Genomic DNA, 18,195 nt, shown 5'->3' with positions numbered 1-18,195 from the left:
CCCTTTTGACAGAAGCCGATGACCACCCAATTCCGCCCGCCCAATCTGGCACTGAGCACGATCGGCCTGTCGCTGGCCACCTTCATGCAGGTGCTGGACACCACGATTGCGAACGTCTCGTTGCCGACGATCGCCGGCAACCTCGGCGTCAGCAACGACCAGAGCACCTGGGTGATCACCTCGTTCGCGGTGAGCATGGCGATCTCGCTGCCGCTGACCGGTTTCCTCACCCGGCGCTTCGGCGAGGTGCGCCTGTTTACCGCCTGCACGCTGCTGTTCGTGGCGTCCTCGTTCCTGTGCGGCATCTCGCAGAACATGGGTATGCTGCTGCTGTTCCGGGCCATCCAGGGTGCGGTGGCCGGGCCGATGTACCCGGTCACGCAGAGCCTGCTGATCGGTATCTACCCGCCGGCCAAGCGCGGCATGGCGCTGGCGCTGCTGGCGATGGTGACGGTGGTGGCGCCGATCGCCGGACCGATCCTCGGCGGCTGGATCACCGACAATTATTCATGGCCATGGATCTTCTTCATCAACGTGCCGATCGGGATCTTCGCCAGCGTGGTGATCGCCAACCAGTTGCGCGGCAAGGTCGAGAAGCTGGAGCGGCCGCGGATCGACTACGTCGGTCTGATCACCCTGATCGTCGGCGTCGGCGCGCTGCAGATCGTGCTGGACAAGGGCAATGACGCGGACTGGTTCAACTCCAACTTCATCATCGTCACCAGCATCGTTTCGGCGATCGCGATCGCGATCTTCCTGATCTGGGAACTGACCGATCCGGATCCGATCGTCGATCTCAAACTGTTCCGCCACCGCAACTTCACCACCGGCACGCTGGCGATGGTGCTCGGCTATGCGGCGTTCTTCTCGATCGCCTTGCTGGTGCCGCTGTGGCTGCAGCAGAACCTGGGCTATACCGCCACCTGGGCCGGCTTTGCCACCGCGCCGCTGGGCGTGATCCCGGTGCTGCTCACGTTCTTCGTGGGCAAGTACGCCACCCGCATGGACCTGCGCCTGCTCGCGGCGGCCTCGTTCCTGGTGATGGGCGCGACCTGTTTCATGCGTTCGGACTTCTATCTGCAGATCGACTTCTACCATGTCGCCATGGTGCAGTTGCTGCAGGGCCTGGGCGTGGCGCTGTTCTTCATGCCGACGCTGACGATCCTGCTGTCGGATCTGCAGCAGAACGAGATCGCTGCCGGCTCGGGCCTGTCGACGTTCCTGCGCACGCTCGGCGGCAGCTTCTCCGCCTCGATCACCACCCTGATGTGGACCCGCGGCGCGGTCAGCCACCACGAACAACTGGCCGAGCACATCACGCCGTACAACCCGATCAGCCAGGCCGCGATGGAGCAGTTGGGCCATGGCGATCCGCAGGTGGGCGGCAGCATCATCAACGGCATGATTACGCAGCAGGGTTTCCAGATCTCGTTCAACGAGGTATTTCACGCGCTGGGCTGGATCTTCATCGGCCTGGTGCTGGTGATCTGGCTGGCCAGGCCGCCGTTCACGCCCAAGGTCGGGCCGGCCGCCGGCGGCCATTGAGCCGGCCGGCGTCGACGTTACCCGTTACAGATCGAACCCGAAGCCGACCAGGGCCATGGTTTCGCCGCGATTGGGCTTGTGCAGGTCGCCGTTCGACACGTGGCGAATCTGCACGCTGAAACGGCGCCCCTGCCAGCCCAGCGTGCTGACGAATTCGTAGGGGCTGCTCAGCGCCTGCGTGCGTGCGCTGTTCAGCGCGGGCTGGAAGCTCAGGAACAGGTGTCGATACCAGTCATTGGCATCGCCGTACTGGAAGCGGGCGCCCGCCGCCGCCAGCCAGGCGTCGTCCCTGGTGCCGTAGCGGCTGTCGTGGAAGCGGGCGATGTCGCGGCCGTTGATCCAGCCGAGCGAGACATCCGGCGACCAGCTCCAGCGGCTGTCGCCGATCCGATGGGCATCGAACACGCCCTCGACGAAGATCGCGTCGGTGGCGTAGCGGTCCATGTAGCTGGGTCCAGCCTCGATCTGTACATGGACGGCGTGGGCAGGAAAGGCCGCCGGCAGGAGCGCGAGCGCCACGGCAACAAGGTGGGCTTTGGCAGGGAAGCGCATGGGTACCTCGGTTCAGTGGGGTATTAATGAACGGAATGGTCCACTAAATAGCGTCACACCGAAGTGAATCCAAGGGACTTCTTCGCGCCGGATCGTCCGGCCTCGCCAAGGACCCAAAGGTAGAGCCTGCACCGCGCGCGATGCTTTCCCGCCCCCGCCCGAAAACCCGGGCCGAAGCCGGGGTTTTCGGGGAGATTTCGTGCAACGGCTTATCGGCTGGCCGGCGGCCCCTGCAGGCTGGGGCTGTCCAGATCCAGCGCGGTGGATTCCAGCAGCACTGCCTTGGGGTGTTGCTGGCGGATCGCCGCACCGAATTGCGCCGCATCGCCCACCACCACCACGTGGCTGTCGTCGCCATCCAGGTGCTTGCGTGCGTACTTCTCGATCTGCTTCGGCGTGACCGCCTGCACCCGCGCGATGTACTTGCCGATCTCGTCCAGCCTGACGCCGTAGATCGCCAGCCCGGCGACCTGGTTGGCCAGCCCCGCCGTGGTTTCCAGGCTGCGGCCGTAGCCGCCGATCAGGGTCGCCTTGCGCGCGGCCAGTTCGTCGGCGGACACCCGCGTGCTGCCGAGCAGCTTGAACTGGCCGAGCATCAGCTCGACCAACTGCGGCGCCGACGGATTCTTGGTCTGCGCCGAAGCCAGCCAGATGCCGGCATCGCCGAACGACTGCAGCCGGCTGCTGGCGCCATAGGACAGGCCGCGCTTGATCCGGATCTCCTCGTTCAATCGCGCCGAGTACGAACCGCCGAGCACTGCATTGGCCACGGTGCCAACGTAGTAGTCCGCATCGTTGCGCGGTGGTGCAGCGTGGGCCGCAACCACGCCGGCCTGGCCGGCACCGTGCTGGTCGATCAGCAGGATCGACGGCAACGCGCTGGCGGTGCGGCCAGCCGGTCGCGGCGGCAGCGGCGTGGCCGGTTTCTGCCAGTCACCGAAGCTGGCCTGCGCCAGCTGTTGCGCCTGCGCCGCGCTGATGTCGCCGGTGAGGATCAGGATGGCGTTGTCCGGCCGGTACAACTCGCCGTGCAGGTGCTGCACGTCGGCGCGCGTGATGCGTGCGATCGAGTCCGGCGTGCCGTTGCGCGAGTGGCCATAGGCGCCCTCGCCGAACACGCCGCGGCTGGCCGCCAGCGCGGCCAGCGCGGTGGGCCGGCTAAGTTGCAGGCGCAGGTCGTCGACCGCCTGCGCCTTGGCGCGCTGCAATTCGGCGGCGCTGAAATCCGGCTGGCGCACCACCGCGGCCAGCAGGCCCAGGGCCTGCGGCAGTTTCGGCGTGGTCACGGTGATGCCGACCGCGCTCTCGTCCCAACCGGCGGACGCATCCAGCGAGCCGCCCAGCGCCTCGGCCGAGGCCGCGATCTGCGGCGCGGTCTTGCCCGCCGCGCCCTTGCTCAGCAGGTTGGCGGTGAGATCGGCCAGCCCGGCCAAGCCGGGCGGATCCATCTCGCCACCACGGCGCACCACCAGCTGCGCGGTCACCAGCGGCAGGCCGGCGCGGCGCACGCTGATCACCTCGAGGCCGTTGGCCAGGCGCTGGGTGGCCGGCGTCGGCACGCTCAACTGCGGGGCCGGGCCCGGAGCCGGTGGCGTGGCGGGGAAGTTGCTGGCCGCGGGCACGCCCGCCAGCACGCTGCCGGAGACAGACAGGATGGCCGTAAAGACGGCCAGGCGAAGTGGATGGACGCGGCTCATTTCGCTGCTCCCGTGGCGGTGGCCGGCGCGGCCTTGGCCTGCGGCAGGTAATCGATGGTGACCTTTTTCGCGCCGGTGACGTACTTCTGCAGCACCCGGTGCACGTCCTTCGCACTGACCTGCTGCAACGCGAGCAAGTCGCCATTGACATGCTCGACGTTGCCGTCGATCAGGCTCGCCTGGCCCAGCGCGAAGGCAATGCCCTGTGCGGTCTGGCGCTGCTTCAGTTCGCTGGTGAGCAACTGGGTCTTGACCTTGTCCAGCTCGGCGTCGGGGATCGGCTGCGTCGCCAGCCAGATGATCTCCTCGCTCAGCAGCTTCTCCGCTTCGGCCGGCTGGTGCCCACTGGCGAGGATCGCGTAGACCGTGAACAGGCCCGGCCCGACCCGCGCGTCGGCATCGGCACCGATGTCCTGGGCTACCTGGTGGCGATATACCAGCGACTGGTACAGCCGCGAGGAATCGCCCTTCGACAGCAAGGCCGCCGCGACCTGCAGCGGGATGCGGTCGGCACTGTCCGAGGCTGGCGGGATCAGCCAGGTCATCGCCACCGCCGGCAGTGGCGCGGTCTCGCCGGTGACGGTGTAGCGCATGTCTTTCCTGCGTACCGGTTCCTTCGCGGTAACCTGCGGGATCGGCGTGGCCGGCTTCGGGATCCAGCCGAAATACGCGTCGACCCAGGCGTCGAGCTGCTGCGGGTCGAAGTCGCCGGCGACGATCAGGGTGGCGTTGTCGGGGCGGTAGAAGGTGTCGTGGAACGCGATCACGTTCTGCAGCGAGGCCGCTTCCAGATCGGGAATGCTGCCGATCGTGGGGCGCTGGTACGGATGCACCGCGTACGAATGCGGGTCGATCGCGTTGAACAGCTTGCCGTAGGGCTGGGCCAGCACGCTCTGGCGGTATTCCTCCTCCACCACCGCGCGCTCGGACTTGAAGTTCTTCTCGTCCACGTTGAGGCTGGACAGCCGCTCGGCCTCGGCCCACAGCAGGGTTCGCAGGTGATTGCTGGGCACGATCTCGAAATAGTTGGTGACGTCGTCGCCGGTGGAAGCATTGTTGGCGCCGCCAACATCCTCGGTCAGCCGGTCGAACTGCTCGGCGTGCATGTGCCTGGTGCTCTTGAACATCAGGTGTTCAAACAGGTGCGCGAAGCCGGAGCGCCCCTGCGGGTCGTTCTTGGAGCCGACGTGGTACCACATCTGCACCGCCACGTTGGGGCTGGCATGGTCCTCCACGCTGAGCACCTGCAGCCCGTTCGGCAGCGTGCGCTGGTGATACTGGATCGGCGGGATGCTCAACTCGGTGGCGGCGACCACCGGCGGGGAGAGCGTCGCGGCAAACAGGACCAGGGAGGCCAACAGCGTGACGCGATGCAGTCGCATGATCATTACCTGCAGTTCCTTCCGGGGGTGGTCGCCAACCATACCAAGCTGGCCGGCCGCTGCCGAATTCTGGCTGGCTCCGGCCATGAATTACCCGGGTGCTATTGACAGTATGTTTAACCCGGGTAATATCCACAACCTCACCGTGCCCGGCCCGTTTCCATGACCAACCCCGAGACCACGTGCAGCGCCTTCGACGGGCACCGACTGCTCGCCACCGGCGAGCTTGCCGGCGTGGCGGCGGCGACTCGGCAAGCCATCGACGCCGGCGCCCAGGGCCCGATCCTGATTTTCGACGATCGAAGCAGCCGCCAGCTCGAGCTGGATCTGCGCGGCACGCCGGCCGAGGTACAGGCGCGCCTGACCCCGCTGCCTGCCGACCCGGCGCCTGCCCGTCGTGGCCCGGGGCGTCCGAAGCTTGGCGTGATCGCGCGCGAGGTCACCCTGCTGCCACGTCACTGGGACTGGCTGGCCGGGCAATCCGGCGGCGCCTCGGCGGAGTTGCGCCGGCTGGTGGAGCAGGCTTCGCGGCATGCAACACCGAAGCAGCGCGCGCGGCTGGCGATCGAGGCGGTGGACCGCTTCATGCTGGCGATGACCGGCAACTTCGTCGGTTATGAAGAAGCCTCGCGGGCCTTTTACCGCGGCGAGCGCGAACGCTTCGCCGCACTCACCGCGGCGTGGCCGGTCGATGTGCGCGATCACCTTCGACGACTGGCCGCAACCGCGTGGAACGCGCAGGCCGACTGAGTTCGGCACTACCATGCCATCCCGCCCCTGACGACATTCACGCCGGAACGCCACGACTTCGGCCTGCCACCCCGAGACCACACCGATGCCGAATGCCCGCCGCGACTCCGTCTTCGCCAACCACAACTTCCGCCTGCTGTTCGGCGGCAGCACGATCTCGATGCTGGGCGATCAGTTCACCCTGGTGGCGTTGCCGTGGCTGGTGCTGAAGCTCACCGGCAACCCCGCGGCGCTGGGCCTGGTGCTGGCCACGATGGCGCTGCCGCGGGCGTTGTTCATGCTGATCGGCGGCGCGGTGGTGGACCGGTTGTCGCCGCGCCGCGTGCTGCTCGCCGCGCGCGGGGCCAACGCGCTGCTGGTGGCCCTGCTCGCCGCGCTGGTGCTGCTGGGCGATATCCACATGTGGCTGGTGTACGTCATCGCGCTGGGTATCGGCCTGTCGACTGCCTTCGCGTACCCGGCAGGTTCGGCGATCCTGCCGCAACTGGTGCCGAAGGATCAGTTGCAGCCGGCCAATGCGCTGGTGATGGGCATGCGCCAGCTCAGCATGTTCATCGGCCCGGCGCTGGCCGGCGTGGTGATCAGCGTCGGCGCGCATGGCGCGCAGCCGCAAGCGGTGCAGGATGCCGGCGGGCTCGGGCTGGCGTTCAGCATCGACGCGATCAGCTTCGCGTTTTCACTGGGCTCGCTGCTGCTGATCCGCATCCACAGCGACTTCCATCCCAAGGCTGTCGTCGGCGGCGTGCTGTCCAACGTGGCCAGCGGCGTGCGCATGATCTGGGCCGACCTGCCGCTGCGCGCCTTCATCCTCTACGCCGCGGTGGTCTCGGTCTTCGTCGGCGGCCCGCTGCAGGTCGGCCTGCCGGTGCTGGCAGATACGCGGATGGATCTGGGCGCCGCCTCGCTGGGCATCCTGATGACCGCCAACGGTGGCGGCATGCTGCTCGGCAGTTTCCTGTCGGGTATCGCCAGCCGCACCGTGCGTGGACGGCTCGGCCTGATGGTGCTCACCATCGACAGCCTCGCCGGGTTGGCCCTGGCCACGCTGGCGCTGGTGCACTCGACGATCACCGGCGCGGTGCTGCTGGCCGGCACCGGCGTGCTCGCGGGCATCGCGCAGATCGCCATCATCAGCTGGATCCAGCGCCGGGTGGCGCCGGAGATGATGGGCCGCACCATGAGCGTGCTGATGTTCACCTTCATGGGCCTGGGCCCGATCTCGGCGGCGATCGCCGGCAGCCTGCTGAAAGTGATTTCGCTGACCTCGTTGTTCGCCGGCGCCGGCCTGCTGCTGACCGCGATCGCGCTGAGCTGCATGGGCAACCCGGCGTTGCGCAGCATCGGCGCGGCGCGGGCGGAGGCGGCAGCCTGAGGTTTTGCCGGTGCGCAGGGAGATCGCACCACGGTCGCGGCCAATGTCACCGGAAGCGTGCTGAAAAAGCGGTGACGACAGACGGAACCGTGATCAGGATGCCGTCTGCGGGCGACCGATCGCCTTCAGCCGCTTCTTCTCCGCCCGCCGCAGCTTGCGTGCCGCCTTGCGAATCTTCCGGTCGTAGTTCCACAGGTAGATCGCCGGGGTGCTGAGCAAGGTCAGGAGTTGTGACACCAGCAGGCCGCCGACGATGGCGATGCCGAGCGGCTGGCGCATTTCCGAACCGATGCCGAAGCCGATCGCCAGCGGCAGCGCCGCACCCATCGCCACCAGGGTGGTCATGGTGATCGGGCGGAAGCGCACCAGCGCCGCCTCGCGGATCGCGTCCGGGGCGGACATGCCGTGTTCGCGTTCCCGCACCAGGGCGAAATCGACCATCAGGATCGCGTTCTTCTTGACGATGCCGATCAGCATCAGGATCGCGATGATCGCCATCAGCGAAAGCTGGGTCTGGGTGACCAGCATGGCCAGGAAGGCGCCGGCACCGGCGGCGGGCAGGGTGGAGAGGATGGTCAACGGATGGCCGAGGCTCTCGTAGAGGATGCCGAGCACGATGTACATCGCCAGGATCGAACCCAACAGCAACACCATGCCGTTGGACTGTGCCTGCTGCAGGCGCTGGTTGGCACCGGTGTATTCCACCTTGACGCCGGGCGGCAGGTTCACCGCGTAGGCCGCCTGGTCGACCAGCGCAATGCCGCGATCCTGCGGCACGTCCTTGGCCAGGTTGTAGCTGATCGTGACGGCCTGCAGCTGGTTGTGATGGCGCACGCGCAACGGGCTGGTGGCCGGCTCCATCGTCGCCAGCGCGGACAGCGGGATCATCTGGCCCAGGTCGCTGCGCACGCGGATGCCGAGCAGCGATTGCGGGCTGAGATTCTCGTCCGGGCTGCTGTTGAGCACCACCGCGTACTGGTTGATGTCGGAATAGATCTGCGACACCTGGCGCTGGCCGAACGCACTGAACAGCGCGGTGTCGATCGCGCCCATGTTGACGTGCAGGCGCGCGGCGGCCTCGCGATCGACATGCAGTTGCTGCTCCTTGCCGACCTGGTCGAACGGGCTGCTGACGTCGCGGATTTCCTTGATCGTGCGCAGCTGGCGCACCATCTTCAGCGCCCACGGCTGCAGGTCGCCGCCGCTGGTGCTGGTGAGCTGGAATTCGTACTGGCCGCCGTTGTCGCCGCTGCCACCGCCGCCGAGGAACTGCGAGGCGCTTACCGAGACCTTGACGTCGGGCAAGCGGTCGTATTGCTTCGACAGGCGCTCGATCACCGCCTTGATGTTCTGCGGCCGCTCGCCGGGCCCGTGGCCGCGCGGCTTCAGGTCGACGAACATCCGTGCATTGTTGCCCACGGCGCCACCGTCACCGCCATTGCCGCCCAACAGAGTCAACTGGTCGACCACGGCCGGATCGGCCTGCATGATCTTCTCGACCTGCTGCGCACGCGCCGCCATCACGGTCGGCGAGATATTCGCATCGGCTTCGATGTCGACCTGCAACTGGCCGGTGTCCTCGTCCGGCATGAAGGTGCCGCCGGCCGTCTTCACCACCGCCGCGCCCAGCGCGAAGGTCAGCAGGAGCAGCAGCAGCGGTTGCCAGCGCATGATGCGGCGATGGCGCATGGCCCAGTCCAGCGCCTGCTCGTAGCGGTGCAGCAGGCCGCGGTCGAAACGCTCCACCGCCCGTTCGATGCGCCCCGGCGGACGCGGCGGTTGCGGCTCGTGCTTGAGCAGGTGGCCGCACAGCGCCGGGGTGAGGGTGAGCGAGACGATCGCCGAGATCACCACCGCGGCGGTCAGCGTCACCGAGAACTCGCGCAGCAACATGATCAACATGTTGTTGCCGAACAGCAGCGGCGCGAACACCGCCACCAGCGACAAGGTGATCGAGACCACGGTGAAGCCGATCTCGCGCACGCCGGTCAAGGCCGCCTGCAGCGGCGCCATGCCCTGTTCCATGTGCCGCACGATGTTCTCGATCACCACGATCGCGTCGTCGACCACGAAGCCGATGCACAGCACCAGCGCCACCAGCGACAAGGTATTCAGCGTGTAGCCGAGCATCCACATCACCACGAAGGCGCCGGCCAGCGACAGCGGCACGCTGAGCATGGCGATCAGGGTCGGCCGCAGCCGGCGCAGGAACACCAGCATCACCAGCGCCACCATGACGATCGAGATCAGCAGCGCGACCTTGACCTCGTGCAGCGCCGACTGGGTGGTCTGGGTGAGGTCGAACACCGGCATCATCGCCACGTTGGACGGCAGCGAGGCGGCCAGTTGCGGCAGGCGCGCGCGGATCGCCGCCACCGTGGCCACCGCGTTCGCCTCCGGCCGCTTGGTGATCTGCAGGCCGACCGTGCGCGAGCCGTTGAACCAGGCCGCCTGGTACTGATCCTGCTGGCCCGAGTACACGGTGGCCACGTCGGACAGGCGCACCGGCGCGCCGTTGCGTTCGGCGATCAGCAGCTGCGCGAACTCGGCCGGCTCGCGCAGGCCGTCGTTGGCGCTCACCGTCATCTGGGTGTGGCCGTTGCTGAGGATGCCCTGCGGCGAGTTGACGTTGGCCGCGCGCAAGGCATTCGCCACATCGTTCGCGGTGAGTCCCTTGGCCGCCAGCGCGTGGTTGTCCAGATCGATGCGCACCGCGTGCGGGGTGCCGCCGAACACCTGCACCTGGGCCACGCCGTCGATCTGCGCCACCGCGGGCTTGAGTAGGGTGTCGGCGAGGTCGAACAGCTTGTCCTGCGGCATCCCCTTCGAGGTCAGCGTGATGAACAGGATCGGGATCTGCGAGGTATCGAACTTGAAGTACTGCGGTGGCGCGGGCATGCCCGAAGGCAGGTCGATCGCCGCCGCATTGATCGCCGCCTGCACGTCGCGCGCGGCGCTGTCGGCGGTGCGGCTGAAGTTGAAACGCACGCCCACCGAGGCCTGGCCCTCGCTGGCGTTGCCGTACATGTCGTCGATGCCGGGGATCCGGCCCAGGTGCCGTTCCAGCGGGGCCAGCACGGTATTGGCCATGGTCTGCGCGCTGGCGCCAGGCATGCTCGCCACCACGTAGACGCCGGGGAAATCCAGCGACGGCAATGCGGCCACACCGAGCAACAGGTACGCCCACAGCCCGGCCAGGATCAGGCCGATAGCCAGCAGCGACGTACCGGCGGGCCGCCGGATCAGCGGCGCGAAGATGTTCATGCGGACACCCATGGCGGAATGCCGGAGCGACGCAACGCGCATGCTCCCGGCACGCACGCAAGACCAGCGATGGGCAGTGAAGTTCCTTTCATGCCGACCTTATGCCAGTCGCCGCGCGCCGGCGTATGTGCCTGAAGTACACACCGTGTCGAAAGGCAGGGGTGAGGATCGCGCTATTCCGGCAACGCGGGCATCGGCGGCGGCAGCGCGCGCTGGCGCCTGATCTCGGCACGCAGCTGCTGCCGCGCGGCCTTGCGCACGCGATGGTCGTGCTGCCACAGGTAGATCGCCGGCGTGCTCAGCAGGGTCAGCAGCTGCGACACCAGCAGGCCGCCGAGGATCGCGATGCCGAGCGGCTGGCGCAGTTCCGAGCCGTAGCCGAAGCCGATCGCCAGCGGCAGCGCCGCGCCCATCGCCACCAGGGTGGTCATGGTGATCGGACGGAAGCGCACCAGCGCCGCCTCGCGGATCGCCGCCGGCGGCGACAGCCCGCGCTCGCGCTCGGCGACGAGGGCGAAGTCGACCATCAGGATCGCGTTCTTCTTGACGATGCCGATCAGCATCAGCACGGCGATGATCGACATCAGGGTCAGCTGGGTATGCGTGACCAGCATGGCCAGGAAGGCGCCCATGCCGGCGGCCGGCAGGGTGGAGAGAATGGTCAGCGGATGGATCAGGCTCTCGTACAGCACGCCCAGCACCACGTACATCACCAGGATCACGGTCAGCAGCATCAGCAGCGCATTGTTCAGCGCGTCGAGCAGGTTCTGGTTCTCGCCGGTGTACTTCTTCTGCACGCCGGTCGGCAACTGCGCGGCGAAGATCGCCTGGTCGACCAGCTTCAGCCCGTCCGCCGGGGTGATGCCCTTGGCCAGGTTGTAGTTGAGCGAGGCCGATTCCAGCTGGTTGAAATGGCTTACCTTGGCCGGCGCCAGATGCGGCTGGATCTTCGCCAGTGCGGAGAGCGGGATCATGCTGCCCTGGCTGTTGCGCACGTAGGTGCCAAGCAGGCCCTGCGGATTCAGCGCATCGGCGTGGTCGGTGGTCAGCACCACCCGGTACTGGTTGATGTCCGAGTAGATGGTGGAGACCTGGCTCTGTCCGAACGCGTTGTACAACGCCGAATCGATCTGGCCCATGCCCACGTGCAGGCGCGCGGCGACCGCGCGATCCACCTCGATCATCTGCTGCGTGCCGATATCGTCGAAGCTGCTGGTGACGTCGGTGAACTGCTTCATCCCGCGCATCACATGCTCCAGCCGCAGGGTGGGCTGCTGCAGCGGACTGCCGTCGACGCTATTGAGCTGGAACGAAAACCGGCCGACGCCACCGGCACTGCCGCCGCTGCCGCCGCCACCGCCGAAGAACTGCACCGCGGAAACCGCGACATCGATGTCGCTGACATTCTTGAAGTGGGCGGCCAGGCGATCGACCACCTGCTGCACCTCGACGTGGCGGTCGCCCGGCTTGTCTCCCGGTTGCTTGAGGTCGACGAACAGGTGCGCGCCGTTGCTGCCGTCGACGATGGTGGACACGTCGAGCACCGCCGGGTCGGCCTGGAAAACCGCCGCCACCTCGCGTGCGCGCGCGGTCAGCAAGGTGGGCGAGATGTTCGGGCCCGCGGTGATCTGCACCCGCATCAGCCCGGTGTCCTCCTTCGGCATCAGGCCGCCGCCCGCGGTGATGCCGACCACCACCGCCAGCACGACGGTCAGCACCAGCAGGATCGCGGGTTGCCAGCGCATCACCCGGCGATGGTGCATGGCCCAGTCGAGCGAGCGTTCGTACAGGCCGAGCAGCCAGCGATCGAAGCGCTCGGCCAGCTGCTCCACGCGCCCCGGCGTGCGTGTTCCCGCCGGCTCGTGCATCAGGCTGCGCCCGCACAGCGCCGGGGTCAGGGTCAGCGAAACCACCGCGGAGATCACGATGGTGGCGACCAGGGTCACCGCGAACTCGCGCATCAGCATGGTGAACATGTTGTCGCCGAACACCATCGGCCCGAACACGGCGATCAGCGACAGCGTGATCGACACCACGGTGAAGCCGATCTCGCGCACCCCGGTCAGCGCCGCCTGCAACGGCGCCATGCCCTGCTCGATGTGGCGCACGATGTTCTCGATCACCACGATCGCATCGTCGACGACGAAGCCCACGCACAACACCAGCGCCACCAACGAGAAGATGTTCAGGGTGAACCCGAGCATCCACATCACGATCAGCGCGCCGGCCAGCGACAGCGGCACGCTGAGCATCGCGATCAGGGTCGGCCGCAACCGGCGCAGGAACAGCAGCATCACCAGCGCCACCATCACGATGCTCATCAGCAGCGCCACCTCGACCTCGTGCAGCGCCGATTCGGTGGTCGGGGTGAGGTCGAAGATCGGGGTGATCTGCACGTCGGCCGGCAACACCTTGCTCAGCGCCGGCAGCGCCGCGCGGATCGCCTGCACGGTGGCCACCGCGTTGGCGTCGGGGCGCTTGCTGATCTGCATGGTCACCGCACGCTTGCCGTTGAACCAGGCCGCCGCGTACTTGTCTTGCTGCCCGCTGCTGACCGTGGCCACGTCGGCCAGCCGCACCGGCACGCCCTGGCGGCTGGCGATCACCAGCGTGGCGAAATCCGCCGGCGTGTGCAGCGAATCGTTGGCGGTCACCGTCATCTGGGTGAGGCCGTCGCTGAGGATGCCCTGCGGCGAGGTGACGTTGGCGGCGCGCAAGGCGTTGGCCACGTCGTTGGTGGTGATGCCCTTGATCGCCAGCGCGTTGGCGTTCAGCGCGATGCGCACCGCGTGCGGCGTGCCGCCGCCGACCTGGACCTGGGCCACGCCGTCGACCTGCGCCACGGCGGGCTTCAACAAGGTGTCGGTGAGGTCGTACAGCTGATCCGGTGGCAGGCTGCTGGAGGTCAGCGTCACCAGCAGCACCGGCACCTTCGAGGTGTCGAACTTGAAGTACTGCGGCGGCGACGGCAGCCCCGGCGGCAGGTCGGCAGCGGCGGCGTTGATCGCCGCCTGCACGTCGCGCGCGGCGTCATCGGTCGAGCGCCCGTAGTCGAACAGCACCTGGATCTGCGCAGTGCCCTCGCTGGCATTGGAGAAGATGAACTGGACGCCCGGAATGCGTCCGATATGGCGCTCCAGCGGCGCCATCACCGTGGTCGCCATGGTCTGCGCGCTGGCGCCGGGCATCTGCGCCATCACCGCCACGCCGGGGAATTCGAGCGACGGAAACGCCGCCACGCCGATCAGCAGATACGCCCATACGCCCGCCATCATCAGCCCGATGGCGAGCAGCGAGGTGCCGACCGGGCGGCGGATCATCGGTGCGAATATATTCACGGGCTCTCCCTGGCCCCGGGAGCATAGCGGGAGAGCGCCACTGGCCGGAAGCCTGCCGATAACCCTGCGCGTGGTGGACGTCCCTGTCCGTGGATCAGTGCAGCGCCGGGCTGTAACGCAAGGTCAGCGACCAGGTGCGGCCGGGCTGGTTGTAGTAGTACACCGTCTCGTAATCGTGATCGAACGCGTTCGCCACGCGCCCTTCAACCTGCCAGCCCGGCGCGAAATGCCAGCTCGCGCGCAGCGCCAATGTGCCGTAGCCGCCGAGACGGTGCAGGTTGGCCGCGTCGTCGTAGCTCTTGCCGGCGGCATACCAGGTGGTGCCGACGCCGAACGCACCGAAACGGCGGTCGATGTCGATGCGCGCAGTGCGCTCCGGCCGACGCGGCAACAGCTTGCCGTTGTTGGCGCCGCCGTCGTCGTTCTTCGGCTGCTGCAGGGTCAGATAACCCTGCACTTGCCAGCCACCCAGGTTCGCGCCGAGCTGGCCTTCCAGGCCGCGGATGCGCGCCTGGCTGACGTTGAACGGCACATAGTTCTGGCTGGGATCGAGCAGGATCAGCTGGTCGATGTCGGTCTGGTAGGCATTCAAGGCCCAGTTCCAGCTGCCTAGTTTCTGGTTCAGGCCCAACTCGCCGCTGCGCGACTTCTCCGGCTTCAGATCCGGATTGGCCGACGGCATGCCGTAGTACGGCGGGTAATACAGATCGTTGAACGTCGGCGCGTGGAACGCGGTGCCGTAGCTGGCCAGCAGCCGCAGGTCGTGATCGAAGCGGTAACCCCAGGCCAGCGCACCGGTGTCGTGGCCACCATATTGCGAATCGTCGTCATGCCGCGCGGACAGCTGCAGTTCGTTGCGGCCGAACGTACCCAGATACTGCGCATAGGTGCCGGTGTCGTTGCGCTTGCTGGCGAGATAGCCGGTGCTGCTGTCGACGTGCTCCTGCTGGTAATCCACCCCGACCGTGAGCAGCTGGTTGGCGGCCAGTGCGATGTCGTTCTGCCACGACGCCTGATTTCGCCGCGAATTGGAATGGCCGGTCTGCGCAAACGGGTAGTACTGGCCGTAATACGTGCCCTGGTAATACGTGGTGGCGAGATCCCTGCTCTGCCCGGCGTTCAAGGTGACCTTCCAGCTGTCCAGCGGCGAGAAGCTCAGCCGTGCACCGGCGACACGCTGCTCGTTGACGGCGTCGTTGCCGCCGTACGGGCTGCCCGCGTATTCCACGTCGTTCTTGCTGCGCAACCAGGTGAAGGTCAGCTCGGTGCCGCTGTCCCAGCGATAGCCGGCGTTCGCCGCGCCATTCCAGTTGCGGTACGCGTCGTCGCGCGGATCGTCGACGAAACAGCCGGCGAATGCTTCGGCCGCGCCCATCCTGCAGCCGGGAAAGCCGCTGGTGTATTCGCCGCCGAGGCTGAGGTTGTACCAGGCGTGTTCATCGCCGCCGGACAGGCCGGCTTGGCCGCCGAACAAACCGTGGCTGCCAGTTGTCATGCTCATCGAAGGGGCGATGCCACCATCAGCGTGGCCGTGGCGGGTGAAGATCTGGACCACGCCACCGATCGCGTCGGCTCCGTACAGACTCGAACGCGGGCCGCGCACGATCTCGATGCGCTCGATCTGTTCGACCGGAATCTGCTCCAGCGAAGCCAGCCCCGCCGTCACCGAACCGATCCGCACACCGTCGATCAGCACCAGGGTATGGGTGGAATTGGTGCCGCGCAAAAACAGCGAACTCTGCTGGCCCATGCCACCACTCTGGGTGAAGGTCACGCCCGGCAGGCCGGTCAGCAGGTCGATCACCGACGCCGGCTGCAAGCGCTCGATGTCGGCGCGGGTGATCACGCTGACCGACGACAGCGCATCGTCGACGGTGATCGCGGTACGTGTGGCGGTGACGACGACCGGGTCCAGCGACGTCGCATTATTTTGGTCGGCGGCTTGTGCGGCCATCGTGCAGCCGAGCAGCGCCACGGTCAGCAAGGACTTCTTCATGTTCGTTTCCTCATGCCGCGCACCCGCGCACGGCACCATCGGCCAATGGGCTGGCAACAGGCGAGAGGGAGGAAGACGGAACGACGGGCAGGCAGGCGCGCCACACACGTGGTTCGGCCTCGCCCACCGCGAGCCACCAGAAATCATCCAGGCCGGTCTCCGGGCTCACGAGTGGCGGGCGGTGCTCCGCTCGCCTCGAACCGCGCCTTCCCGTGCATCGCACAGTGGCATTCGCGGTTCGGTCTCTCGCTTACCGTTGCGGGGGCAGCGCCGGCCTTGCAGTGATGTGCACTGCGCACCGGCTTCCCGTTTCATCCCTTGGGCGCGAGGCCGTCGGGACACCTGAACCTGCGCACTGTAGCGGCGACGGGTGCGGCTGGCAATCCGAGGGGCAGCGCTCCGTTGCGCCGATCTGCAGGCGCGGTGACTTGCCGCTACCCGGGGGAAGGTGAACAGGGCCCCGACTTCGGGGCCCTGATTTTGATCCCGAATTCTTTTTCCGGCTGCTTGACAGTACATATTTGTACTATCCATAACATGCCATGTGGACAATCCTGGAGTCTCGTCAAGCGGACAAGGAGCTTTCATCGGGCCGCGTCCCGATGGACATTCTCAAGCGCTACGAGAAGTGGAAAGACATTGCCATGATTTCCGGACCGCAAGGGCTCCGCTCAATCAAGGGCTTCCGGGACGAATCCCTCTCAGGCGGCTGGAAAGGCTTCAGATCATCCCGTTTGAACGAGCAGTGGCTTGTCATCTATTCCATCGAGGCGGATGTCATGAGCGTGCAAGTGGTTCGCGTTACACCACACGACGATCGGAAACGCTGATATGCGTAAATACACTCCCGCCAAGAAGCGCATCGATGTCTCGCCTGGAGAATCGGTGCGGATCATCCGTGAGCTTCAGGGCCTCAGCCAGACCCGGCTTTCTGCACTGTGCGGCATTCCCCAGACCACCATCTCCAGTATCGAGAACGGACGCGTCAACCTGGGCGTGGAGCGGGCCAAGACACTGGCAACCGCCCTTCACTGCCATCCTGCCGTGTTGGTGTTTCCCGGCTGGCAGCTCGATAACGCCGCCTGACCATTTCGTATCTGACGCCGATTTCCAAACCCCTGTCCACTGAAGTCGCTCCTACCGGCGCTCCGGCACGTCCATGCCGCCAATCCAGCTCCGCAGCACGCAATAGTCGTCGTCCATCAGCACCAGATCGGCGTTGCAGCCCGGATCGATACGGCCGCATATGGCATGCAGTCCGAGAAACTCTGCCGGATAAGTGCTGGCCATGCGCACGGCCTCTTCCAGCGGCAACCCAAGCATCTGCACGGTGTTGCGCACCGCGGTGGCCATGTCCAGCGCCGAACCGGCGAGCACGCCCTGCGCGGTCTGGCATATGCCGTCCCTGACGATGATGGTTTCGCCGTTGAGCACGTATTCGGGTGAGTCGGCGCCGACCGGCGGCATCGCGTCGGTGACCAGCAGCATCTTGCCGGGCGCCTTCGCGGCGATCGCCACGCGCAGGCTGGCCGGATGCACGTGGTGGCCGTCGACGATGATGCCGCACCAGCTGTGCGGATCTTCCAGCGCGGCGCCGACCACGCCGGGCTCGCGGCTGCCGAACGGCGTCATCGCGTTGAACAGATGGGTGAAGCCGCGCACGCCGGCGTCGAGCGCAACGCGCGTGGTGGCGTAGTCGGCGGCGGTATGGCCGGCGCAGACGATCACGCCGGCATCGTCCAGCGCACGAATGCTCTCGGGTGGCACCTGATCCGGCGCCAGCGTGATCAGACGGATGCCACGATGCGGCGCGCACAGCAAGGCCAGCTCCTCGCGGCCCGGCACGTGGAAATACTTCGCGTCGTGCACGCCCTTGCGCGCGGGCGCGAGGTACGGACCTTCCAGATGGATGCCGAGCAGCCCGGGCACGCCCTCTTCCAGCGCCTGCTCGACCGCGACCAGCGCGGCGCGCATCACGGCGGGCTCGTCGCTGATCAGCGTCGGCAGGAAGCCGGTGGTGCCGTAGCGTCGATGCACGGTGCCGATCCGGCGGATCGTCTCCACCGTCGGCGCCTCGTTGAACAGCACGCCGCCGCCGCCGTTGACCTGCACGTCGATGAAACCGGGCAGCAGCATCGCGCCGCCGAGGTCTTGTCGCGGCATGTTTTGCAGGCCAGGAGCGGACGCTGGCAGCAAGCCGGCAATGCGCCCGCCATCCAGCACGACGGCGAGATCATCGCGCCAACCTTCGGGGGTGAGTACGCGGGCGTGGGTGAGGGCGGTCGTCATGATGGATTCC

At 67.0% G+C, this 18,195-nt stretch carries 12 protein-coding genes and 1 riboswitch; of the genes, 5 read left to right on the top strand and 7 right to left on the bottom strand.

What is annotated here, in order from left to right:
* Window positions 1–18 precede the first annotated feature (18 nt).
* Window positions 19–1,545: a DHA2 family efflux MFS transporter permease subunit gene (locus B0E47_RS03010; RefSeq protein ID WP_077512373.1), complete on the top strand. Its 1,527-nt coding sequence runs from the start codon at window positions 19–21 to the stop codon at window positions 1,543–1,545.
* Between the two features lie 24 nt (window positions 1,546–1,569).
* Here the strand turns inward: B0E47_RS03010 and B0E47_RS03005 are convergent, their stop codons facing one another.
* The 3 genes from B0E47_RS03005 to B0E47_RS02995 all read right to left on the bottom strand — a co-directional run bounded on the left by B0E47_RS03005 (window position 1,570) and on the right by B0E47_RS02995 (window position 5,176).
* Window positions 1,570–2,097 (bottom strand): acyloxyacyl hydrolase, encoded by a 528-nt coding sequence (locus B0E47_RS03005; RefSeq protein ID WP_254422778.1) that lies wholly within the window; start codon window positions 2,095–2,097, stop codon window positions 1,570–1,572.
* Between the two features lie 209 nt (window positions 2,098–2,306).
* On the bottom strand, window positions 2,307–3,794 hold the full coding sequence (locus tag B0E47_RS03000) for a pitrilysin family protein (protein ID WP_077512371.1): 1,488 nt from the start codon (window positions 3,792–3,794) through the stop codon (window positions 2,307–2,309).
* Window positions 3,791–5,176, bottom strand: coding sequence for a pitrilysin family protein (locus B0E47_RS02995; protein WP_077512433.1), 1,386 nt, complete (start codon window positions 5,174–5,176; stop codon window positions 3,791–3,793). Before B0E47_RS02995 ends, B0E47_RS03000 begins: the two co-directional genes overlap by 4 nt.
* 162 nt (window positions 5,177–5,338) lie before the next feature.
* Between B0E47_RS02995 and B0E47_RS02990 the strand changes: the two genes are divergently transcribed.
* Together B0E47_RS02990 and B0E47_RS02985 are read left to right on the top strand one after the other, a co-directional pair.
* A complete protein-coding gene (locus tag B0E47_RS02990; RefSeq protein WP_077512369.1) occupies window positions 5,339–5,926 on the top strand; it encodes a DUF2239 family protein in 588 nt (195 codons plus the stop codon).
* Between the two features lie 85 nt (window positions 5,927–6,011).
* Entirely contained in the window at window positions 6,012–7,298 is a 1,287-nt protein-coding gene (locus B0E47_RS02985) for an MFS transporter (protein ID WP_077512367.1), read from the top strand.
* A gap of 93 nt (window positions 7,299–7,391) precedes the next feature.
* Here B0E47_RS02985 and B0E47_RS02980 read toward each other — a convergent pair whose 3' ends face one another.
* The 3 genes from B0E47_RS02980 to btuB all read right to left on the bottom strand — a co-directional run bounded on the left by B0E47_RS02980 (window position 7,392) and on the right by btuB (window position 15,896).
* Window positions 7,392–10,562, bottom strand: a complete 3,171-nt coding sequence (locus tag B0E47_RS02980; protein WP_077512365.1) for an efflux RND transporter permease subunit — start codon at window positions 10,560–10,562, stop codon at window positions 7,392–7,394.
* A 173-nt stretch (window positions 10,563–10,735) separates the two neighbouring features.
* Entirely contained in the window at window positions 10,736–13,900 is a 3,165-nt protein-coding gene (locus B0E47_RS02975; protein ID WP_077512363.1) for an efflux RND transporter permease subunit, read from the bottom strand.
* A gap of 94 nt (window positions 13,901–13,994) precedes the next feature.
* A complete protein-coding gene (gene btuB, locus B0E47_RS02970) occupies window positions 13,995–15,896 on the bottom strand; it encodes a TonB-dependent vitamin B12 receptor (RefSeq protein ID WP_077512431.1) in 1,902 nt (633 codons plus the stop codon).
* 132 nt (window positions 15,897–16,028) lie between these two features.
* Window positions 16,029–16,257: riboswitch (cobalamin riboswitch) on the bottom strand.
* Between the two features lie 181 nt (window positions 16,258–16,438).
* Between btuB and B0E47_RS02965 the strand changes: the two genes are divergently transcribed.
* Window positions 16,439–16,726, top strand: a complete 288-nt coding sequence (locus tag B0E47_RS02965; RefSeq protein ID WP_077512361.1) for a type II toxin-antitoxin system mRNA interferase toxin, RelE/StbE family — start codon at window positions 16,439–16,441, stop codon at window positions 16,724–16,726.
* Window position 16,727: 1 nt separating this feature from the next.
* Complete coding sequence (locus B0E47_RS02960) at window positions 16,728–16,982, top strand: helix-turn-helix transcriptional regulator (RefSeq protein WP_077512359.1); 255 nt, start codon at window positions 16,728–16,730, stop codon at window positions 16,980–16,982.
* Window positions 16,983–17,033: 51 nt separating this feature from the next.
* On the opposite strand, the gene nagA is transcribed toward B0E47_RS02960, so the two are convergent.
* Window positions 17,034–18,185, bottom strand: a complete 1,152-nt coding sequence (nagA, locus tag B0E47_RS02955; RefSeq protein WP_077512357.1) for an N-acetylglucosamine-6-phosphate deacetylase — start codon at window positions 18,183–18,185, stop codon at window positions 17,034–17,036.
* Window positions 18,186–18,195 lie beyond the last annotated feature (10 nt).

The organism is Rhodanobacter sp. B05 (assembly GCF_002001085.1).
GTDB lineage: Bacteria > Pseudomonadota > Gammaproteobacteria > Xanthomonadales > Rhodanobacteraceae > Rhodanobacter.
Note: the sequence above shows the minus strand (reverse complement) of the source record. Positions and strands in the feature narration are given on the sequence as shown.